A 20,453-nucleotide genomic window follows, 5' to 3' on the forward strand; every position below is an offset into this window, starting at 1 on the left:
TTCCTGAACCTCAGGCTTTAAAAGCTGATCTAGGATATCCAATTGTTCTTGGTTTGCAGAAATATTAAGTGTTTCATGTTCAGGTTTTGAGACTACATCTACCATATCTAATTCCCCTTTAAACTTAATTATTTTGATTTATGTGTTTTCCGCCGATACTACTAATCATACGACTCTAATCTCCTAATTTCAAATATTTCTTTTGTGATACGAATATAATTTTATCGTTATAATTAAGAATTATTAGACGGGTTTTATATTTTATCTTAATATTCCAAAAAAACATTAAGATTATTCTGGTTATAATACCTTGAATAAAGAGGGGTATCTGAGACATCCTATAAGATTACGAATCTGATTCACGGCATTTTAAGAGGAACAACCTTGTCATTTCCTCTAATAATCGATCTATTGGTTGTCGAAACAATTAACGCCAGCTACCGGCATCGATTACTGAATATGTAAACATCTTTTGTTTTGCATGGATGTTTGTTTTGCTATAATGTCCATAATCTTTGAATAGGCCATGCCTGAATGGCCCTCAAGAATATTTTATCTGATTTAGGGTAAATAATTTTATCGGAATTGGAGATGATGCCCTTGGTAGAACGCAGGATGTTAAAGGTACGTGGTGAGATTATTGAAATATCCTCTAGGTATAATGAAAAATTTAGTAAATGGAATTGTACAGCTAAAATTCCCAATAGTTCCATCATTGCTTATTGTCGTGATAAGAATAAGCTGCGTGCTGAGACAGTTTCTATGAGCAGGTTATTAATTACTTATGATGACTATAAAATTGTCTGAGATGTAATGGGATTTATCCATGGCGCACAACCGAAGATGATGGTTGGGCGCCTTTTTTATTGAATATTATAAGGAAGAATGAATAATGCTAAGTCTCATTTATCTGCGAATCGGAATATACCTTCGAAAATCGGAATATACCTTCGAAAATCGGAATATATCTTCGAAAACACCTGATTTATCGATTCTTCGACAAAAACTCTTTTTTATATAAGCTATTTTCGTAATGTAAAGTAACGAAATTGTCAAAAAAAATATCAGAAAATACTGAAAAGGAAAGTAAAATTATGTTAATATATTTAAAAAAAGTATTATTTACTAAGTAAATGAATAATTTATTTTTAAAGGATATCCATGGAAAAGGAAAGTTTAGATTACCAGAGTTGTAATGGAGAGTAGGACAGTCCCTTTTATAAACAGCAATTAGCAAGTGAAATAGAATAAGATTATCAAATGATTTTACTACAATAAAATGAAATGGAGTCGATACAATGGTGAATATTACTGGATATGGAAAAGCGACACAAGAAGCAGTGAATAATTTTCAGGAATTTGTGGGGTTTGAAATCCCTGCAGATTATAAACAATTTCTACTTAAACATAATGGAGGCACAACAGCTGTTCAAAACTGTAGGTTTTATGTAGATGGATTAGACACACTTGTTTGCTTAAATGTACTTTATGGATTAGAGCTTCAGGATAAAGAACTGGATTTACAGAAATGGCATGAAGAAAACAGAGAAGAATTACATAAGAATTGCATTATAATAGGTAATGCTACATGTGCAGGTAAGATCTTGCTGATAAATAACGAAGAGGAACAGGGAGTTTACTTCTGGGATCAGGGTTGGTATTCGGATCCATCAAGCCAGGATGAAAATATTTATAAAGTTGCATCGAGTTTTCAATCCTTCATTGAGGGATTGAAAATTCCGGAGTGAAATCTAATTTTATTTGAATCCCCTTGATTGGCTCATACCATTCAAGGTTTTTTATTGTCATTTCAAAAGTCAGGTTGATAAGTTGGATTGTCATATTAATGAGGGGAAAAGATGTATAAAATATTATTGGTTGAAGACATTTTACAATAGCCGGAATCTTGGTCAATTATTTAAAAAGGTATGGGTAGAAGTTTTTGAAGCGAAGCAACTGGACCAACTTTTTTCGGAGTTCCAAGAGATAAAGCCAGATTTGTTTTTTTTGGATATTAATCTGCCCTATTATGATGGTTTCCATTTGTCAAGTGTCCTTTAATGCACGGAAGTATCCAAGGAAGAGCATGACAGTATAATGTTCAACATTGATGAAAAAGAGTCGGAGATTGTCCTATGAACAGATAAAAGAATGGGAAGAATCAATGGAACCATCTCATGAAATCGAAAAAATGTCTAGTAATCCTGATCATAATCAACGGCAAACAAGAGTTTCGATTTTTCTTTTTATCGGCTTGATTGTCAGTTTATTATTCTTTATCGTTCAAGGGCGTATGATGTATCTGCGAGTTTTTACGAATTTTGAGGATGGAAAAATCCAAATTCATTTCGAAAAATCCTTGCAGCAAGTCGATCGCCTGAAAAAAATGGAGAATAAAAAGATTCCAGAGAATATCGATTATGATGCAATTTCTGGTCTTGCTACGGAAGCACGTCCCTTCATCGACTGGGACTGACAAAAAATAAATACGGCAAATTTTCAGTGTGGAAATACGTATCCTCTTTTCCGCCTCCTTTTCTGATAGAGATGATTCATGCCATAGTCGCCATCATTAAGCAATTTATTGGGATCAAATTTGTTTGTCTATTCGGCAGTGGTCATCGCAAAGTATTTTCTTTTTCTAACTCATATATTATAAGCGGGCAGTCATCCATTCGATAAAATAAAAGCTTCATATGATATGTAAATGGAATCAGGGGATCAGGCTCTGATTCCATTTTTTTAATTAAGGAAATCTTCTCGTAGAAATGATGTTTTTCAAAATGATAAATTAGTTAATATGTACTATTGAAAGAGGAGTAGTCCATTATATTTGTGAAATTTAATATAATAAATAAGAATGATGGTGTGATTTTACAGATGGAATCTTTAAATTCTTGTAATATTTTCATATAAAGGATAAAATTATTTATTTAAAGCGAAAATATCGAACAAAATATCTTTTATTTTTTCTATAGTTCTTATACAAAGTTATATTGATATTATTAAATATTGGTAATAAAAAGATTTATTGGTAGTAAATTATTAGTAGATTAATATGTGAAAAGTTATATGATCGAAAATTAATGGGTAATCTGTTAATTACTTGCTTAATTATAGTACTATATACCTGGGATTATAGAGATTGTTAGATTTTCTCTATTTCTTTGTCCCTTTATATAGTAAACTCAGAATAGGTTCGTTAACTTTTAGCTGCTAGAGATGAGGTAAGTTTAATCCTATGAAAAATAAAAAGTTAAGGGCATTTCTTTATTTGACCATTCTTTTATTGATTGTTTTCATTCTTCTAAATATGTTTTCAACATATTTAAGCATTAAAAATTCTGTGCAAAAATCCGTTGCTAATCAAAACTTGGTAGCTGCTAGATCTATTGCCGACTCGATGGATATAGAAGCCTATCAGCGATTTCTTAATAACCAAGTAAAGAGCCGTGATTATAGGGATATAAAAGCTTACTTAGAGGATGCCCGTGAAAAAATAGGAGCATTATATGTTTATACCATCAAGATTGATAATCCTCGAGTATCTAAAGCTATGATTACTGGATTTTCAAAAGATCATAAAGGGGATTTTCCTATCGGTGGTGTATGTACTGTTCCGTCGGAGCAGGTCAAACAGGCGCATGAAGGCAAAAGCTTTATTACCGGGATTCTAGAAGATCCGGAATATGGCGAGTATTTGACTGTGGGAGTGCCAATGAAAAATCAAGATGGCACCATTATTGGTTTTTTGGGCATTGATGTGAGCGCAGAAGATATTAATGCCATTAACGGCAAGGTATTGAAAAGTAGCATTGCGATTCTTGTTTATAATGGTGGATTCGTTATCATGCTGCTGGTTACCTTTTTTGTCATTCAAAAATGGTATCAAAAGGAACTGACACGTGAAGTGGGGGATACGGAAGATACGTATCAATCGGAATTTCAATCGCTCATTGCTTCAGTCCGCTCATTAAGGCATGATTTTTCCAATCATATTCAGGTGATACATGGACTGCTTAAATTAGCGGAGAACACAAAGGCACTCGAATATTTAACCGGTCTTTCAAAAGAAGTGCATTCGATCGAATCGATGAAATTGGATGTGATTCATCCGGGCTTATCTGTCCTGTTAGAGACTAAAAGGCTCTCGGCACAGAATTATAACATCGATATCGAAATTGATGTTTCGACCGAATCCTTCAATCGGGTCAAAACAATCGATTTGATAAAATTATTATCAAATGTTATCGACAATGCTATTGAGGCAACAATTGAATTGCCAGAACAAGAACGCCGAATGAATATTTCCTGCAAAGCTGATGAAGAAAAGTATAAGTTTATGGTCACGAACACCGGACCAAGGATTTCAGAATTAGATATGGAGAATATATTTGCCAGCGGTTTTTCAACCAAAAAGCCACAAAAGGGAAAAGTTCGCGGACAAGGATTGTTCATCGTTAAAGACTTAGTGAACAGATATGATGGAGAGATCCACGTACAATCTTCTGAAAAAGAAACGACTGTAACGATGATCATACCCGTAAATGGAAATTTGGGCTAAATGGATCCAAAGGAAAAATAATTGATAAAAAGGTATGATTCCTCTAATGCAGAAGGAATCATACCTTTTCTTTGATTCAATTATCGTGATTATATTCCCTTTCCACCAGGAAAAATCACGTCATTTTCTCCATTGTCGCAAATGGAGCGTTGATGAGATACAAATGTATTTTCGATATTTCGGCATTTTACACTCTGACAATCTATGAGATATAAAGGTGACAATTATTACGGAAAAAAGTTGAATAAAAGTGCCTGAATTGGACATAATGGGTAGATGTTTAGCTGCTTTCATGGAGATTATGATAAGATAGGGAAAAAATCATTTAAGGCAGTGAGATTGTGAAACAACAAAAAGGAAAACTTATCGTTATCATTGGACCGACTGCTGTTGGCAAGACAAAGATGAGCATTGAGATGGCAAAGTTATTTAATGGGGAAATTATTAGCGGAGACTCCATGCAGGTATATAAGGGGATGGATATTGGGACTGCAAAAATCAAGAGGGAAGAAACAGAAGGAATTCCTCATTATTTACTTGATATTAAAGACCCTGATGATCCATTTAGTGCGGCAGAGTTCCAGGAGAGGGCCAAAGCTTGTATCGAGGATATCCAAAGCAGAGGTAAACTACCCATTATCGTAGGTGGAACAGGATTATACATACAATCGGTCATTTATGATTATCAATTTTCGGAGGCGCCATCCGACCCGTTTTATAGAGAGGGACTCGAAAAACAGGTAAGGGAGTTAGGGATTGATCCTGTTTTTGAACAATTACGCAGCGTTGACCCTGAAAGCGCGAATCGGATTCATCCTAATAATGTAAGAAGGGTGATAAGGGCACTTGAGATTTTTCATTGTACTGGTAAAACGATGAGTGAGCAGCTGAATGAACAGCCTACAGAATTGAAATATGATACGTGCATCATTGGATTGACAATGGAACGTGAAAAGTTGTACCAACGCATCGATCAGCGTGTTGATGGCATGGTAGAAGAAGGGCTGATTCAAGAGGTGGAGTCATTTTATGAAAAAGGTTTGAGGGATTGCCAATCCATCCAGGCTATAGGCTATAAAGAAATCTATGATTTTTTAGATGGAAGGGCTACATTGGATGAAGCGGTTGAGACATTAAAGCAAAACTCCCGTCGATATGCAAAAAGGCAATTGACCTGGTTCCGGAATAAAATGGATGTAATTTGGTTTGATATGACCGATCTTGAGGATTTTCCAAAAAAAATACATGAAATATCTGGATTTATAGCAGGAAAGCTTTTCAGTGAAGGCGAATACATAAATTTAGAGAGAAAAGAGGAGGACTAATACATGAAACAATCAGTAAATATTCAAGATCAGTTTCTTAATCAATTACGTAAAGATGGTACGTATGTGACGGTGTTTTTATTAAACGGGTTCCAGATTAGAGGACAAGTGAAAGGGTTCGATAATTTTACCGTTTTATTTGAATCAGAGGGTAAACAGCAATTAGTCTATAAACATGCGATTTCTACATTTGCTCCACAACGTAATGTTCAGATTGATTACGAAGTGAAGGAATAATCATATATATGAATGTAAAAAACAGGTTTAGCTTATAGCGACCTGTTTTTTTTTGCATGCACTTCTCTGTTCTTTTTCAAAGAATCGATAATTTTACGTACCTGTTTTGAATATATATTAAGGGACGGATTATTTTCCGGGAAACCGCAGGAAATGACATTAGCCTATATAAATTGGTGAACGGGAATGGAGTTTGTCGTAACGAATCCTCCAAGGGAAAAATCCTGTCAGAATAAGTCTCTTTTCAAGAAGGGAATTGAGTTTAATCACGAAAAGGAATAAACGAATTTTCTGATGGATTTGTTTTGGCTTTGCAGCATATGCCTATGACCATCATTAATCGAAAACTGTGGTGTTAGAGTAGGGTCCAAGATGGAGAGGTGAATGCATTGGAACAACCGATCCGTATGAAAAATAACGGGCAAATCAATATTGTGTTTAATGCGGAAAATAGAAAAGCGCTACAAAAGGATCTGCCGATAAAAGAAATTTTGGTGCAGGAAATCCCCCACCAGCATGTGGCATTAAAAGAGATTGAAGATGAGCTGAAATCGCTGGTCGGAATGGAAGAAATGAAACGGATGATAAAAGAGATATATGCTTGGATTTACATCAATAAACAACGTGAGGCAAAGGGGCTGAAGACTGGCAGGCAAGCGCTGCATATGATGTTTAAAGGAAATCCCGGAACAGGGAAAACGACGGTTGCACGTTTAATCGGTAAGTTGTTTCAAAAAATGAATGTACTTTCGAAAGGGCATTTAATTGAAGCGGAGAGAGCGGATTTGGTCGGGGAATACATTGGTCATACTGCCCAAAAAACAAGGGATTTAATTAAAAAGGCCATTGGGGGGATCTTGTTTATTGATGAAGCCTATTCCTTGGGAAGAGGCGGCGAAAAGGATTTTGGAAAGGAAGCCATAGATACCCTTGTCAAGCATATGGAGGATCGGCAGCACGAATTCATATTGATCCTTGCTGGATATTCGAGGGAAATGGATTATTTCCTCAGCCTTAATCCTGGACTTCATTCCAGGTTCCCGCTAGTTATTGATTTTCCGGATTATACGATTGATCAGTTAATGGAAATAGCCGATCGGATGCTACAGGAAAAGGAGTATCTAATGAATCGGGATGCCGAAAGGAAATTAAAAGAACATCTAATCATATTACGTTCATTCCGGGGACCTATTTCATTTTCTAACGGACGCTATATACGAAATGTACTTGAAAAGTCAATTAGGGCGCAGGCAATGCGGCTTTTACTGGAGGATTCATTTGAAAAATCCGATTTACTGACGCTTACCAGCCAAGATTTGATTTTCGAGGATGATGAGAAAGAATGACATGGAAAAGCCCACCATCTTGGCGGGCTTTTCAAATTTATGTTTTAGGCACCCATTTTTTATTAGGGAGATGCCAATTATTGGTGTAAGAAAGGACTCGCAATATCGTTATGACGGCAAAAAGCGAATAAAGCTGCCATGACTGGGATAATACACCGCTGCCTAAAGCCAAGCCTGCAATGATGGCCCATACTACATAGATTTCTTTTCTGAAGACCAATGGCTTTCTTCCGGCCAGCACGTCACGGATTATCCCGCCGCCGCATCCGGTTAATGCAGCTGATACAATGATGGCGCTTATTGGATGATTAAGTTCCACGGCATACATAGCCCCTTGGATGGCAAAGGCTGAAAGGCCAATAGCATCACTGAAGTTTCCCCACCTGTCCCAGTGCTTTGAAAGGTTTGTAGGAAAAACGAAAACGATGGTGATGGATACTAAAGCGATGACAAAATAGAAACTTTGATCCCATAACGCTGAAACGGGGACACCGATCAGCAGATTACGGATTGCCCCTCCCCCAAAGGCGGTTATGATTCCTAAAATATAAACTCCTAAAATATCATACTCTTCTTCCATGGCGATGATGGTCCCGCTAATAGCGAATGCAATCGTACCTATTAAGCTTAATACTTCCCATGTCATATGAATGTCCCTCTATGTCTCTTCGAATTTAATGATAAAGCCAAGTATGATTTTAGCATGTTATCGGAATTTTTAAAACGGTTAAAAGCATCGTTTTGAGGGAATTTTTATATATTCAATTTTTTTGTTATGATTAACTAAAATCTTCGAGAAGGTGGTGCATTTGATTTGGAAGAAGCAGTAAAGGAAACGGCCGTGTTGATTGGGTGTCAAACCACTGAAACTAATGAACGTTTTGAATATTCACTCGATGAACTTGCTTCATTGGCGAAGACGGCGAATGGTGAGGTTTTACTGACCATTAGCCAGAAAAGGGAAAGGGTCGATCCGGCTACATATATAGGAAAAGGAAAAGTGGAGGAACTCCGGAACCTGGAAGAGGAGCTGGAGCCGGATTTATTTATCTTTAATGATGAACTGTCACCGAGCCAGATTCGGAACCTTTCAAAACAATTAGAGGCAAGGATCATTGATCGGACACAGCTAATATTGGATATATTCGCTCAGCGGGCGCGATCCAGAGAAGGGAAACTGCAGGTTGAACTTGCTCAGCTCCAATATTTATTGCCGCGTTTGGTCGGACAGGGTACGGCAATGTCCAGGCTTGGAGGCGGAATAGGGACTAGGGGACCAGGTGAGACGAAGCTGGAAAGCGACCGCCGTCACATTCGTGGGAAAATAGATGAAATCAAGCAACAATTAAGTGGCATAGTGAAGCATCGTGAACGCTATCGTGATAGAAGGAAACGTAATAAGACATTTCAAATAGCCCTTATGGGATACACGAATGCAGGTAAATCAACGCTGTTCAATCGTTTGACGGAGGCGGATTCTTACGAAGAAAACCAGTTATTCGCTACGCTGGATCCAATGACACGAAAGGCGATTCTTCCTAGCGGATTTACCGTGCTGCTGACGGATACGGTAGGTTTCATTCAAGATTTGCCGACATCTTTAATTGCTGCATTCCGTTCAACACTTGAAGAAGTGAAAGAAGCGGATCTATTGCTCCATGTGGTTGATTCCTCAAGTACAGATTACTTTAATCACCAGAAAACGGTGCAGGATTTACTAAATGACTTAGATGTCCCTTCCATTCCACAGCTAACGTTGTATAATAAGAAAGATAAGATTCACGCTGATTTTGTCAGGTCAGCCAGTCGTGCCTCATTAATGATCAGTGCCTATGAACAATCGGACCTGAATCTAATCATGGAAGAAATTGAAAAGTACGTGATTGAAGAAATGGTCCCGTATCATGTTTTCCTGCCATCGAGTGAGGGTAAACTATTATCACAGCTGAAAAATGAAACCATATTGCGCACTCTCTCCTTTAATGAAGAATCGGAAAGATATGAATGCAAAGGTTTTTGTCTAGCTGATCATCCGATAACCGGGCAGCTGGAGAAATATTCATTATAAAGGGGAATTTTGATGTATCAGCAGTTAACAAATGGAGAAGTGTTGAAAAACATTGCACAGGAAGTGGAAGCAATGATTTCTCCATTACATAAGCAGGTGGACGAACGAATTGAAGAAAATCAATTTCGTGTATTACAAAGTTATCAAGCACATAGGGTGAGTGATTCCCATTTCATACCGACTACAGGGTATGGATACGATGATAGGGGCCGCGATACGCTGGAATTGATATATGCAAAGGTTTTTGGAGCGGAGGCTGGATTGGTGCGCCCCCAAATTATTTCAGGCACACACGCCATCTCAACCGCCCTGTTCGGCATATTGCGCCCAGGGGATGAATTGTTATACATAACTGGAAAGCCGTATGATACTCTGGAAGAGATTGTCGGTATCCGGGGATCGGGTATCGGATCGTTGCGTGATTTTCAAATAAGCTATAAGGCCGTTCCGTTAGCGGTGGCCGGAACCGTTGATTTCGAAGCCGTCAAACAAGCCATTCAACCAAATACGAAGATGATCGGTATACAACGGTCAAAAGGGTATGCTACACGACCTTCCTTTACGATTGATGAAATAAGGGAAATGATTTCCTTTGTAAAAGACATTAACCCGGAAATCGTCGTGTTTGTGGACAACTGTTATGGAGAGTTCGTTGAGACACAAGAACCATGTCATGTCGGAGCAGATTTAATGGCAGGTTCACTCATTAAAAATCCTGGTGGAGGAATAGTGAAAACCGGTGGATACATTGTTGGTAAAAAGGACCTGGTTGAAGCTTGCTCATATCGATTAACATCACCCGGAATAGGTGCGGAAGCAGGTGCGTCGCTTTATAGTCTGCAGGAAATGTACCAAGGATTCTTCCTTGCACCGCATGTCGTGGGCCAAGCTGTTAAAGGAGCCATGTTCACAGCTGCCTTTCTAGAAAAACTCGGTATGAATACATCTCCTAAATGGGATGCGAAGCGTACTGACTTGATTCAATCCGTCCAATTTGAAGACCGTGATAAAATGGTTGCCTTCTGTCAGGCCATCCAATATGCATCACCGATCAATTCACATGTGACACCATATCCTGCCTATATGCCAGGGTATGAAGACGATGTAATCATGGCTGCGGGCACCTTTATACAGGGGGCCAGCATTGAGCTGACGGCAGATGGCCCGACAAGAGCTCCATTTGTTGCCTACGTTCAAGGCGGCTTGACATACGCCCATGTTAAAGTGGCTGTATTGACTGCTGTGAATGCGCTAATGGACAAAAAGCTGATTCAATTGTAAATGAAATTAAGTTAGATACGTAATGGGGATCCAGATACAATTGGATTCCTGAAAACAATAGTCATAATATTTGAGTAGTAACAAATCATTTAATTTTCTGAAAAAAACACGTCATAAAATGTAACATCATATTGACAAGTTTAATAACATGATATATGATTATTTTAAGTTAACCAAAAGGAGGATGCTAAGAATGAGCGGCAACAACATTCGGCGTTCGATGCCTCTTTTTTCCATCGGAATCGTCATGCAGCTAACTGAGTTGTCTGCACGCCAAATTCGATATTACGAAGAGCATCAACTTATTACTCCTATGAGAACAGATGGAAATCGTCGGGTTTTTTCTTTAAACGATATCGATCGACTGCTTGAGATTAAAGATTTAATCGAACAAGGAGTCAATCTGGCCGGCATAAAAAAGATTTTCACTGTAAAGGAACAGAATTTACCTAAAACTCAAGATTTAGAACAAGCGGAAAAAATAAGACAGGACCTTAGTGACGAGGAGCTTCGCAAGCTTCTGCGTGCCGAGCTTTTACAAGGAAGCAAGCATCGAACATCTCTTAGACAAGGGGATATGTCTCGTTTTTTCCAATAAAAAATATGATTTATGAATGATTATTAGGGGGAATAGAAATTGGCAAAGTTCACACGTGAAGACATCACTCGTTTAGCGAAAGAAGAAAATGTTAAGTACATTCGTTTACAATTTACTGACATTTTGGGAACAATTAAAAACGTTGAAATCCCAGTTAGTCAATTAGAAAAAGCACTTGATAATAAAATGATGTTTGACGGATCTTCCATTGAAGGCTTTGTCCGTATTGAAGAGTCTGATATGTACCTATATCCTGATTTAAATACATGGGTTATTTTCCCTTGGACTTCCGAAAAAGGTAAAGTCGCACGTTTGATCTGTGATATTTACAATACGGATGGTTCACCTTTTGATGGAGATCCCCGTGCTAACCTTAAACGTGTTCTTGCAGAAGCAAGAGAAATGGGCTTCACAGATTTCAATCTTGGACCTGAACCTGAATTCTTCCTATTCAAACTGGATGCAGCAGGCGAGCCGACTCTAGAATTGAACGATAAAGGTGGATACTTTGACCTTGCACCTACTGACCTAGGAGAAAACTGCCGTCGTGATATCGTTCTTGAGCTTGAAGAAATGGGATTTGAAATCGAAGCATCCCACCATGAAGTAGCTCCAGGACAACATGAAATTGACTTTAAATATGCAGATGCAATCTCAGCTTGTGACAACATCCAAACATTTAAATTGGTTGTTAAAACGATAGCACGTAAACATGGTTTACACGCAACATTCATGCCAAAACCATTGTTTGGTGTTAACGGATCTGGCATGCACTGTAACGTTTCCTTGTTCAAAGGCAACGAAAACGCATTTTATGATAAAGAAGGTAAATTGGAATTAAGTAAAACAGCTGAGCAATTTATCGCTGGTATCATTAAGCATGCTCCAAGCTTCACTGCGGTAACAAACCCAACTGTTAACTCTTACAAACGTCTAGTTCCTGGTTACGAAGCTCCTTGTTATGTTGCATGGTCTGCTAAAAACCGTAGCCCATTAATCCGTATCCCGGCTTCACGCGGAGTAAGCACTCGCGTAGAGGTACGTAGTGTCGATCCAGCAGCAAACCCATACTTAGCACTTGCAGTTCTTCTGAAAGCTGGTCTTGACGGTATCAAGAACGACTTGACTCCTCCAGCTCCAGTTGACCGTAACATCTATGTTATGAATAAAGAAGAGCGTGAAGAAGTAGGTATCGTTGATCTACCAGCTACTTTATATGCTGCATTGGAAACATTAAAATCTGATGAAGTAATCAAAGAAGCATTAGGTGAACATTTACTTGAACACTTCGTCGAAGCAAAAGAAATCGAGTGGGATATGTTCCGTACACAGGTTCACCCATGGGAACGCGAACAATATATGTCCATGTATTAATAGCTTTAAAGCCTTGGCACCTTTGGTGTCAGGGTTTTTTTATTGTGGGTGAAAAGGGGAAATAAAAAGGGTGGAAACTTGTCCACCCACAATTTACCCACAAACAAACGAATTATTTTAAAATATCCTTTGTGTATTTCTCAAATTTATCAATTGTATCTGTTTCAATCTTCTCTGAAATGTGGGCATAAACATCGGCTGTTATTTGCATGCTTCCGTGTCCTAGACGTTCCTGAATGTATTTCATATCTGCGCCAGACTCTAATAATAAAACCGCGTGGGTGTGCCTTAAACAGTGAATAGGGATAGGTGGAAGTTCAGCCTTTTTTAATATCCTTGAAATAGCATGAAAACCAAAGGGCATAACCACTAGATATTTAGAAAGGAGGATAGATGATACTATATGTATCTTTACGTTTGATTATTCAAAACTTACTACTTATACAGAATACGACCTGAAAAATAACTTAGGATCAAAAGTCGGGTGTTCAGGCATGATTGATGAGAACTGTTATATCTATAAATATGTTGTTGATTTCATCGCAAGTGCAGATACTATATTAAAACAAAAGCGTTTTCAAAATCATTTTCTTTTAAATCAAGCATTAGTAAATTACCACCAAATTAGTTCTTTTGTACCGTGCGTATCTACTATGTATTATTTAAAATCAATACAAACTTTGAGATATTAAGACCCTTTTGGAACAAACTGTGAGGTAACTGTTATTGTAGGAGAAAGTAGAAGCGCTCATAACATTGAGTGCTTTTTTGTATTCTTTTTTAACAGGATGGGAATAATTTTAATAAAAAACATAGGAGAAAATTATGCATTTTGTATTTACTGCGCTTTTTTTATTAGCAGGAATTAAATGGGGCGATTGGAAGAGATGGCGGGATTATTATCCAACCATCTTATTCTTTATTATTGGTGATCTTCTATATAGTTGTTTACTTTATAACCATCAATTGTGGGCATATCAAGAAATATTTTTTGGTACACACATCCTGAGAAATGACCTAATTATTTCACTGATCATTATGTTTGTAGCGTATCCTTCTACAATAATGATATATCTCGGCCGTTTCCCGCAAACAATTTGGAAACAAGCTTTTTGGATATTCCTTTGGGTTATTTTATGTTCATCTTTAGAATTACTAAAACTCAAGTATTTAAACTTGATAAACCATTATAATGGATGGAATATCTGGTGGTCTGTATTGTTTAATATCATTATGTTTTCAATATTGCGGATACATTATAAAAAACCATTAGTAGCTTGGGGGTTGTCTTTTGCTTGGGTCGTATGTATTTTTTACGCTTTAAAAATACCAATTGAGAAAATTAAATAGGAACAAACTGTGCGGTAAGTGGAATTTAAATAGTAACAAAAATCATGCCCTTTTTAAGTTAAGAAGGGCTTTTATTATGTATAAACAATCTAGACATACAGAGGTAGAGAGAATTTTATGTTAAAGGGGGTCATGGACATTGGAGGGGGGCGACGTGGAAAATAAGGTCCAGGAACATGGCGAAAAGCTAAAAGAAGTGGATTTGGAACTAGAAAGTCATCGCGAACAGTTATTGCAGCTCAAGTAAAATGTGAAAAATTTCAACAGGATATATCTCTTTTGAAGACAGACCTGGTCAAATTACAATCTGGACAAAGTAGCTGGGAACTAACAGTCATGAAAGGGAACGAAGCGAATAGGGATTTGATCAACGAGAATAAAGTGATTACGAATAAATTGCTCGATCATGTGATTGGCAAGGAATCCCCAAGATCATCAGTCAGATATTGAAACCCGAAAGCAAAAGTGGGAAATCATCGGTAGAGTATCCGTCGTAATAGTCAGTGGAAGTGGGATTCTTGATTTATTCGTACAAGCTTATTTACCTTAAGGAGGAGTTTCAATGATAACGAAGTCATGCAACAAGTATTAATTTTTACAACTATCTTGGCTCCAATAATCGCTGCAATGGTCCAGGTGGTTAAACAGACGGTTACCTTACCATACAACGTACTGCCAATCTTAAGCTTGGTAATCAGTCTGGGAGTAGGTTTAGTTGCCTTCCCATTCACGAGGTGGATATTGTATTGAGGGTATGGGTCGGGGACTTTCGCTGGTCTAGGTGGAACGGGTCTTTATGGGTTAGTCGCCAAAAGAGAAGGAACTTCAAAATAGCTGCCCATTGGATGGCTTTTAAATTTTATTTCAATGTGAATGTATGTTTTTCTAATAGGGAAAGATTATTGTATAGGTTTCAAATGTAGAGGAGTGTTAGATGCTTTTTCATATTATTATTGGTTTTATTCTGCCTTGGATTTTGGGAATTTATTTGTTTAATAACCATAGAAGGCTGTTCATTATTTTTTATCCATTTGGTTCAACTATTAGTTTTTTAATAAATAAAATTGGCTTTTCTTACTTTTGGAAAATGGATAATCACCTTAATTCCATTTCGTATGATATGGGTCTTTATCCTATAGCGTGTTGTTTATTTATTTACATTATTCATTTTAAAAAAATGTCTACTCTAATTACATTTTTAATCTTTACATTAGGGACAAATTTTTTAGAACATCTAATCGTGTTACTTGGAAAATTAGATTATCGGAATGGATGGAATATATATTGGTCTGCAGCTAGTTATTTGCTGGCGTATTTAATTGTCTATGTGTATTACAAATTAGTCATAAAACATTTTCCGCTCAACAAGCGGATTAATAAAAAAAGGAAATAGAAAAAGCCTTATATGAGGCGTTTTTTTTGTTACTACGAAAATGCAATAAAGATATAAAATTAAAAGGAGACGATAGAAAATGACAGTAGCATGGCAAACGTTATTGGATCTTTCCATAACTACGGTGTAGCAATTGATTATTTTCTTGTAAGCGATGACGGAAAAACTGCCTGTGGACTATTAATGCAAAATGGAAACGTGTAGCTGCTATTGGTAAGGCATTAGGATGTAACTGGGGGGAGATTGGACAGGCGGCTTTAGATTACCCACACATAGAAAAGACGGGTGGATTATCCTATTCACAGATGAATGCAGGCAAAAAGCCAAGTCTTTCTTTGGAATTTAAAAAGGATACTGAAACCATTGTTACCGTTCCTCCAAAGACCGAAGTTGCTTCAGAGGTTACAAAGGGGCCATTCAAGAATAAAGGTGATAGCACAATTATTTGTTTCCATTCAAAAGCGTTAAACAGCCGTTATGATGCCGGTCTTGTAACGATTGGGATTAATGGCCCTAAAACTCAAGCTGCACTGATTAAGGCTTTGGAACTTAATAAGCAATTCAATAAAAAGTTGGTTGTGGATGGGAAATGGGGAACTAAGACTAAGGCGGCCATCGTCACTTTGGAAAAAAGGGGCAAAAGGCACTCTTACTTGGATTCTGCAGTCAGCGATATAAACCTGGTTGGAACAGGTACAGAGGCGGCATTAGTTAAGTTCCAGTAAGCTAAAAAAGATATCGGCAGATAAGAAGGCAGGCAAAGCTACATTTACTGAGTTGTTTGCAGCATAATCAATAGCCCTTACTCAATACGAGTAGGGGCTATTTTTTGTTTTAAGCTTAGTTAAAGGATGTTATTGATTTTCTTAAGGCAAGTTGTAACCTTTCTAATAGAAGTATCTTCCGTTTCTTCCCATACCGAAAAGACCTCCACCTCCTGGTGGTCCTGGTTGAGCCATAGGACTACCAGGTAGAAATGCTTGGTAATTGTATGCGTCCTGAACCCCGGGCTGGTATCCTCCATAACCTCCAGGGTTTTGTACAGGTGTTTGATATGCAGGAGCTTGATATAACGAAGATCCTCCATAACTTCCGGGATTCTGACTTCCGTAATATCCAGATGTCTGATACCCTCCGTAACTCTGAGGTGTAGTAGTTCCCCCCAATGGATTGTAAGATCCGTATGGGTTGTACGGCCCCATAGGTCCACCACCATTAAAAGGTCCGTCTGGAAATGGTGACATTGGTGAACCTCCGGTTGATGTGGGTGGGGTTACTTCTCCTGGTGGTTCATCGTCATCTTCACCTGAACCTGTTCCTCCACCATTTTGGGCTTCTGTAAAAACTCCTCCTCCACCACTCCAAGGGTTTTGTTGTGTGTAAGGATCATATACTCCGCCACCTTGCTGAGGTTGACTGATTTGGATTGGAGGTTGTTGAGTAGTAGTTGGTGGAATGGGGGTTCTACCTGTTCCAACTTCATATCCTGAGGATCAACACCTGTAATCGTACCTATTTGTCGATAGGGCACATAATAATTTGGAAGATAATAATAAAACAATGCTGTTCATCTCCTTAAATCATCGTTGTCCAAGAAATTATCAAACATTCATATCTAAAGTATGGATATCATTATCAAGGGCATTTATAACAATATTACATGTTCAATATATGGATAAAAAGTAAAAGTGTATAGGTATATACCCAGAAGGTACCTCCATCATTAAAAGCCCTTCTCGAGTCGAGTGGGGCTCATTTTATGGATAGGCTCTGTTTTAAACCAATGTTGATAAATGAACAAAATTTAAGTGGACGCTTAATTTGTCTACTTTTAGTTCGTCTAAAATGAAGGTTGTTCATTACTTTTTATTATTAAGTGAGTACTTTACTGCATCGATGATTGTACCCAATAAGATACCTAATGATGCACCAATAGCTACATTATTAAATGCTGCACCTAATCCAGCCCCCAATGTCAACCCTAATGGCATATAAATTATCTTGTATTTATTATTATCATTCCCTTGTGACACTTTAACACCTCCGCTATTTTTATATTATACATAATTTATGGTTTATTAATTTCAGTTAAAACATAAAATTCATCCCCCTTCTCCTTAATTGGGGAAGGGATTTTTTCTGCCTTTAACAAGAACTTTTGTTCGTATATAATAAATGAATAGGAGGGGTTGTTCTGATGGGGACAATTCGTGATAGGGGGCTCGTTAAATGGCAGGCAGCATTGATTATACCAGAACATAAAGCTTTAAATAAAAAAATAGGTGAGGTTGATTATTTCCTGAATAAAAAACCTATCCTTGATGAATACCAGGTTGAAGAGTTTGAAAACAATATTCACTATACAATGGAATATCATTTACCAATTCATTTTGGATTACATAACGAGGGAAATCCACAAGAATTGCATGGTTATTGTGTGTACATCCATCCTTTCACGAAAGAGTTACGTATTTAGAAGAAAGATAGTTCCTTTGAAAAACTATGGTTTGATGAGATTATTGGAATAACTGTTGAGGATTAAAAAGCCCTTCTCCTAAGAGAAGTGGAATTTTTGTTAAATAAAGGTAAAACAAACTTTGAATTATATCTTTAAATATTACAGTTGATAGAAATGATAAATTTTAGGATTTTGGACGATGAAAAAAGGCAGCCACATTGACTGCCTTTTTACTTCAGTGCCGACTGAATCTATTAAGCATTAATTTTCCTATATCTTAATGCCATATCAACTAGGGATAATAATAAAACCATACAATAGGATTATTTAATGAGATTCCTACAGTAGATTCGCCGCCCATTAATGTTAATACTCCTATTAGAATTAAAGAAAAGAGAATAAATGCTGTTTCTCCTATAAATGAGCTTTCTTGCAAAGGGCGGAGTTACCAAACAAAAGTCAACTTAATTCTGGAAATAGAACTGAATGTAATGTTGATCGATTATTACCTCCAAATTAGTTCTTTTATGCCACAAGTAGGCTATATATTATATAAAATCAAAATCAAACTTTGAGATATTAAGAAGCTTTTGGAGCAGACTGTACGGTATTATCGTATGTATGAAGATAAGGGCTAATAAGCCCTTATACAGTATTAGTATCCGAAATGCCTAGGTGGACAGCACGGGTTATGCGGCGGTTTTCCACAAATCAGGTTTTCAGTATAGCATTCGTTCACCACGGATTGAGTGTGTGGAAAGTAGTGCTTATACGTGTTCACATGTTTATTGACAGTTGTAGTATGTGATGGATGAACGACAGGAATCACTGTGTTTGATACATTCGTATTAACATATTGCTGTGTTGGAGAGACTTGTGCTGGAGCAACTTGAGTAGGAAGTGTTTGCGTTGGGCAATGTTGTACTGGAGACGCAGGCATTGGACTAAAGGCTCCCATTACGTTGGAGTGTTTACCGGTTGATGCACCCATTACCCCAGGTTCGTTCCCGAATGCTCCCATTACATTGTTGGATGCTCCCATTACATGGGGGGTATTCCCTCCACTATTACGATTACGAAAAAACATTAATATTACATCCCTTCATTAAGATTTCATTACACTTGTAGTATATGAAAAAAGGGTAGGTTTGTACTAATGAAAAAGCCTTTTAAGACAAGAATAGGCATAGAACACTTGTTACAATCAAAATCTCCTCAAAAGGGCGGCTTTTTATTATGTAAACATCCTAGACATTCAGAGAGTTAGAGAGAATTTAATGTTAAAGGGGGTTATGGAACTTGGGACGTGCAAATTTGATTTCGATATCGATCAAATCTTTGTGCAGCAAATTCATTTGTGACATTAAAAGTATTAGCTAAATAATTAACTGCTTGATTACGCTGGTTAGGCAAATCTAGTTTTTAAAGCTTGGATTCAAGGAATCCAAAAGACTGGATAAGGAGTTCTTCTTTTAATGTGGAGCTGTTAGGAGTAATTAAGAAGGATATGATCTCCTTTTGTTGAATTTATATGGAAAAAGGGGGTGAGTAAGTGGAAGTCAAAAATAGAACCATCTACGTTTTAGAAATCAAGGACAATGGCAAAAGGAATTCTTTTGATTATGAAACCGAAGATGAAGCCTATAAAGCATTTGAGTTCCTTGTAAAGACATACAAGGATAACAGAATTGTTGATAAGGGACCTGTTATTTCCGCTGATAATATCATTCAATTGAGTATATGCAAAACTCATGTAGGTTCTGTTCCACAAGTTGCAATCGCAAACTACTCGCCTTTTGAATGGTTCAAAGATGTACATGAGGAAATGATGCTCTCTGCTAAAATATATCATGAAAATCATAAATGATTACCAAGTTAGGCATCCACTTAAGTGGGTGCTTTTTCATTGGTGAAAGAAGGTAATGTCTTGAAGAGCACTATGGAGGGAATATAGGAGTGGGTACTTCATCACAGCAAGGATGACGTGAGAACCGATTAGCATGATGAGGGATTTGTAACAAAAAAACTCAGAAGTTTTTTTGTTACATTATTTGTTTTTATTATTAATTTTTCGTACCGTTTTAATAATTGTTTCTTTGGGAAGTTCAGGATATTTTTTCTAACTCAAATTTATACAACTAACCATATTTTCTTTTTGTAAAAGGTAATTTATTTCATATTCAATAGATGGAGTTAACTTTTTATCTGTTGTACTATAATCATCTTGTTTATCTTTTTCAGTTTGGAAATTTTTAATAAAAATACTAATAAAGTGTGTATAAAAACTATTAGTATTTTTATACCAATGGAAAGGTTAACTGTATTAAAGAGATTATCAAGAAAGTTAATGACGATATACCTACATAAAAAGTATACCGTTTTATTTAATCCTTCGATATATTTGAAAGAGGATAAGTTGTTATAATGGTAGTTGGTTTATTAGAGGAATCACCGCCTGA

General features: G+C 37.0%; 21 protein-coding genes and 3 pseudogenes. 17 read left to right on the plus strand and 7 right to left on the minus strand.

Annotated features, from left to right (window positions below):
* A pseudogene (locus IOC57_RS17965) lies at positions 1–105 on the minus strand (DUF1641 domain-containing protein); the annotation flags it as partial.
* A gap of 1,193 nt (positions 106–1,298) precedes the next feature.
* On the opposite strand from IOC57_RS17965, the gene IOC57_RS17970 reads away from it, so the two are divergent.
* The 6 genes and pseudogenes from IOC57_RS17970 (at position 1,299) to spoVK (ending at position 7,472) form a co-directional block, all read left to right on the plus strand.
* Positions 1,299–1,748, plus strand: a complete 450-nt coding sequence (locus IOC57_RS17970) for an SMI1/KNR4 family protein (protein WP_207439970.1) — start codon at positions 1,299–1,301, stop codon at positions 1,746–1,748.
* 575 nt (positions 1,749–2,323) lie between these two features.
* Positions 2,324–2,455, plus strand: a pseudogene (locus IOC57_RS17975) (hypothetical protein); the annotation flags it as partial.
* A gap of 786 nt (positions 2,456–3,241) precedes the next feature.
* Entirely contained in the window at positions 3,242–4,564 is a 1,323-nt protein-coding gene (locus tag IOC57_RS17980; RefSeq protein ID WP_207439971.1) for an ATP-binding protein, read from the plus strand.
* Between the two features lie 404 nt (positions 4,565–4,968).
* Positions 4,969–5,889, plus strand: a complete 921-nt coding sequence (gene miaA / locus IOC57_RS17985) for a tRNA (adenosine(37)-N6)-dimethylallyltransferase MiaA (RefSeq protein ID WP_396020856.1) — start codon at positions 4,969–4,971, stop codon at positions 5,887–5,889.
* Between the two features lie 3 nt (positions 5,890–5,892).
* Positions 5,893–6,126 carry an RNA chaperone Hfq gene (gene hfq / locus IOC57_RS17990; protein ID WP_034313436.1) on the plus strand — a complete coding sequence of 78 codons (234 nt, stop codon included), beginning with the start codon at positions 5,893–5,895 and terminating at the stop codon, positions 6,124–6,126.
* A gap of 389 nt (positions 6,127–6,515) precedes the next feature.
* Positions 6,516–7,472, plus strand: a complete 957-nt coding sequence (gene spoVK, locus IOC57_RS17995; RefSeq protein ID WP_207439972.1) for a stage V sporulation protein K — start codon at positions 6,516–6,518, stop codon at positions 7,470–7,472.
* Between the two features lie 37 nt (positions 7,473–7,509).
* Here spoVK and IOC57_RS18000 read toward each other — a convergent pair whose 3' ends face one another.
* Complete coding sequence (locus IOC57_RS18000) at positions 7,510–8,118, minus strand: trimeric intracellular cation channel family protein (protein ID WP_063236402.1); 609 nt, start codon at positions 8,116–8,118, stop codon at positions 7,510–7,512.
* A 168-nt stretch (positions 8,119–8,286) separates the two neighbouring features.
* On the opposite strand from IOC57_RS18000, the gene hflX reads away from it, so the two are divergent.
* The 4 genes from hflX (at position 8,287) to glnA (ending at position 12,793) form a co-directional block, all read left to right on the plus strand.
* Positions 8,287–9,540 (plus strand): GTPase HflX, encoded by a 1,254-nt coding sequence (gene hflX, locus IOC57_RS18005; protein ID WP_207439973.1) that lies wholly within the window; start codon positions 8,287–8,289, stop codon positions 9,538–9,540.
* A gap of 12 nt (positions 9,541–9,552) precedes the next feature.
* Positions 9,553–10,821, plus strand: a complete 1,269-nt coding sequence (locus tag IOC57_RS18010; protein WP_207439974.1) for a methionine gamma-lyase family protein — start codon at positions 9,553–9,555, stop codon at positions 10,819–10,821.
* 193 nt (positions 10,822–11,014) lie between these two features.
* Positions 11,015–11,419: a MerR family transcriptional regulator gene (locus IOC57_RS18015; RefSeq protein WP_053345434.1), complete on the plus strand. Its 405-nt coding sequence runs from the start codon at positions 11,015–11,017 to the stop codon at positions 11,417–11,419.
* Positions 11,420–11,458: 39 nt separating this feature from the next.
* Positions 11,459–12,793: a type I glutamate--ammonia ligase gene (gene glnA / locus IOC57_RS18020; protein WP_207439975.1), complete on the plus strand. Its 1,335-nt coding sequence runs from the start codon at positions 11,459–11,461 to the stop codon at positions 12,791–12,793.
* A gap of 112 nt (positions 12,794–12,905) precedes the next feature.
* Here glnA and IOC57_RS18025 read toward each other — a convergent pair.
* A pseudogene (locus IOC57_RS18025) lies at positions 12,906–13,145 on the minus strand (tyrosine-type recombinase/integrase); the annotation flags it as partial.
* A gap of 473 nt (positions 13,146–13,618) precedes the next feature.
* Here IOC57_RS18025 and IOC57_RS18030 point away from each other — a divergent pair.
* The 5 genes from IOC57_RS18030 (at position 13,619) to IOC57_RS18045 (ending at position 16,261) form a co-directional block, all read left to right on the plus strand.
* Positions 13,619–14,143: a CBO0543 family protein gene (locus IOC57_RS18030; RefSeq protein WP_207439977.1), complete on the plus strand. Its 525-nt coding sequence runs from the start codon at positions 13,619–13,621 to the stop codon at positions 14,141–14,143.
* 279 nt (positions 14,144–14,422) lie between these two features.
* Complete coding sequence (locus IOC57_RS18035; protein ID WP_207439978.1) at positions 14,423–14,593, plus strand: hypothetical protein; 171 nt, start codon at positions 14,423–14,425, stop codon at positions 14,591–14,593.
* A 126-nt stretch (positions 14,594–14,719) separates the two neighbouring features.
* Positions 14,720–14,893 (plus strand): hypothetical protein, encoded by a 174-nt coding sequence (locus IOC57_RS18040; RefSeq protein WP_286184981.1) that lies wholly within the window; start codon positions 14,720–14,722, stop codon positions 14,891–14,893.
* A 184-nt stretch (positions 14,894–15,077) separates the two neighbouring features.
* On the plus strand, positions 15,078–15,536 hold the full coding sequence (locus IOC57_RS26555) for a CBO0543 family protein (protein WP_396020855.1): 459 nt from the start codon (positions 15,078–15,080) through the stop codon (positions 15,534–15,536).
* A gap of 305 nt (positions 15,537–15,841) precedes the next feature.
* Positions 15,842–16,261, plus strand: coding sequence for a hypothetical protein (locus tag IOC57_RS18045; RefSeq protein WP_207439979.1), 420 nt, complete (start codon positions 15,842–15,844; stop codon positions 16,259–16,261).
* A gap of 162 nt (positions 16,262–16,423) precedes the next feature.
* On the opposite strand, the gene IOC57_RS18050 is transcribed toward IOC57_RS18045, so the two are convergent.
* The 3 genes from IOC57_RS18050 to IOC57_RS18060 form a co-directional block, all read right to left on the minus strand.
* Positions 16,424–16,780 (minus strand): hypothetical protein, encoded by a 357-nt coding sequence (locus tag IOC57_RS18050; RefSeq protein WP_207439980.1) that lies wholly within the window; start codon positions 16,778–16,780, stop codon positions 16,424–16,426.
* 29 nt (positions 16,781–16,809) lie between these two features.
* Positions 16,810–17,097 carry a hypothetical protein gene (locus tag IOC57_RS18055; RefSeq protein WP_207439981.1) on the minus strand — a complete coding sequence of 96 codons (288 nt, stop codon included), beginning with the start codon at positions 17,095–17,097 and terminating at the stop codon, positions 16,810–16,812.
* A 298-nt stretch (positions 17,098–17,395) separates the two neighbouring features.
* Entirely contained in the window at positions 17,396–17,569 is a 174-nt protein-coding gene (locus IOC57_RS18060) for a glycine zipper domain-containing protein (RefSeq protein WP_207439982.1), read from the minus strand.
* A gap of 164 nt (positions 17,570–17,733) precedes the next feature.
* Here IOC57_RS18060 and IOC57_RS18065 point away from each other — a divergent pair, with 164 nt between their 5' ends.
* Positions 17,734–18,012: a YolD-like family protein gene (locus IOC57_RS18065; RefSeq protein WP_207439983.1), complete on the plus strand. Its 279-nt coding sequence runs from the start codon at positions 17,734–17,736 to the stop codon at positions 18,010–18,012.
* Positions 18,013–18,649: 637 nt separating this feature from the next.
* Here the strand turns inward: IOC57_RS18065 and IOC57_RS18070 are convergent.
* Entirely contained in the window at positions 18,650–19,081 is a 432-nt protein-coding gene (locus tag IOC57_RS18070; protein WP_286184984.1) for a CotD family spore coat protein, read from the minus strand.
* Between the two features lie 465 nt (positions 19,082–19,546).
* Here IOC57_RS18070 and IOC57_RS18075 point away from each other — a divergent pair, with 465 nt between their 5' ends.
* On the plus strand, positions 19,547–19,861 hold the full coding sequence (locus IOC57_RS18075; protein ID WP_207439984.1) for a hypothetical protein: 315 nt from the start codon (positions 19,547–19,549) through the stop codon (positions 19,859–19,861).
* Positions 19,862–20,453 lie beyond the last annotated feature (592 nt).

The sequence above is a fragment of the Bacillus sp. SD075 genome (assembly GCF_017355165.1).
GTDB lineage: Bacteria > Bacillota > Bacilli > Bacillales > DSM-1321 > Peribacillus.